2 protein-coding genes and 1 pseudogene are annotated in these 1,098 nt (G+C 46.0%); all 3 read left to right on the top strand.

Annotated elements, in window-relative coordinates; translation table 11 throughout:
- Positions 1-33: 33 nt before the first annotated feature.
- A complete protein-coding gene (locus R7093_RS24105; RefSeq protein ID WP_005457654.1) occupies positions 34-777 on the top strand; it encodes a heme ABC transporter permease in 744 nt (247 codons plus the stop codon).
- A gap of 11 nt (positions 778-788) precedes the next feature.
- Positions 789-995 (top strand): heme exporter protein CcmD, encoded by a 207-nt coding sequence (gene ccmD, locus R7093_RS24100; RefSeq protein WP_005457743.1) that lies wholly within the window; start codon positions 789-791, stop codon positions 993-995.
- Positions 992-1,098: pseudogene (locus tag R7093_RS24095) on the top strand (cytochrome c biogenesis protein CcmE); the annotation flags it as partial. The gene ccmD and the pseudogene R7093_RS24095, both read left to right, overlap by 4 nt.

Here is a 1,098-nt window from a genome sequence, read left to right as displayed (position 1 = left end):
ACAGTGTCCCTGAAGTAAGAGTGAGAACAAAACATGTGGAAATGGCTACATCCTTATGCCAAGCCAGAAGCAGCTTACCGTTTGAGTGGTAAGTTCTTACCTTGGTTTTCTGTATTGGCCCTCGTATGCCTAGCGGTAGGTACCGTTTGGGGACTGGCGTTTGCGCCTTCTGATTACCAACAAGGTGACAGTTTCCGAATTATTTATATTCATGTTCCATCTGCTATTTGGTCTATGGGCGTGTACATGTCGATGGCGATTGCTGCCTTTATCGGTTTGGTTTGGCAAGTTCGCTTATCAGATATGGCCGCTCTTGCGATGGCACCGATCGGCGCAGTATTCACCTTTATTGCTCTTCTGACCGGTGCTGTTTGGGGTAAACCGATGTGGGGCACTTGGTGGGTATGGGATGCTCGTCTTACTTCTGAACTTATTCTTCTATTCCTTTACCTTGGTGTGATAGCACTTTACCACGCGTTTGATGACCAAAAAACGGCTGCAAAAGCAGCGGGTATTTTGGCGATTGTTGGCGTAGTGAACCTGCCAATCATCCACTTCTCTGTTGAGTGGTGGAACACGCTTCACCAAGGCGCAACAATTACGAAATTCGAACAACCTTCAATTTCATCCGACATGCTTTGGCCACTGTTGCTGAACATCTTTGGTTTTGCGTTCTTCTTTGGTGCTGTGACTATGGTGCGTTTCCGTAACGAAATCATCAGTAAAGAAAGTCATCGCCCTTGGGTTCGCGATCTCGCAACAGACAAAACTCAGTGAGGTAATTAACGATGCACTTTGAATCTCTGAGCGACTTTTTTGCCATGGGTGGCTATGCGTCATACGTATGGAGCGCGTTCGGCATTACTTTTTTATCGATGCTTATCCTTCTAATCACCAGCCTACGTCGCGGTGATGCATTAATGAAAGAAGTGAAAGCGAAAATTGACCGTCAAGCGCGTATTGACGCAGCGAAGAATATGGAGAACACCTTATGAACCCGAGACGTAAAAAGAGGCTAGGTATTGTTCTGGCGATCTTTATCGGTATCAGTGCCACTATCGGTTTGATGTTATATGCGCTTAACCAAAATATGGACCT

The sequence above is a fragment of the Vibrio sp. 1580 genome, from assembly GCF_033340055.1.
The sequence above is the reverse complement of the archived record's forward strand: the minus strand, read 5'-3'. Positions and strand labels throughout refer to the sequence as shown.

What these genes read in the sequence shown, in the direction of transcription:
- ccmD (WP_005457743.1), top strand. Translation starts at nt 789, where the DNA reads ATGCACTTTGAATCTCTGAGCGACTTTTTTGCCATGGGTGGCTATGCG.
- R7093_RS24105 (WP_005457654.1), top strand. Translation starts at nt 34, where the DNA reads ATGTGGAAATGGCTACATCCTTATGCCAAGCCAGAAGCAGCTTACCGT.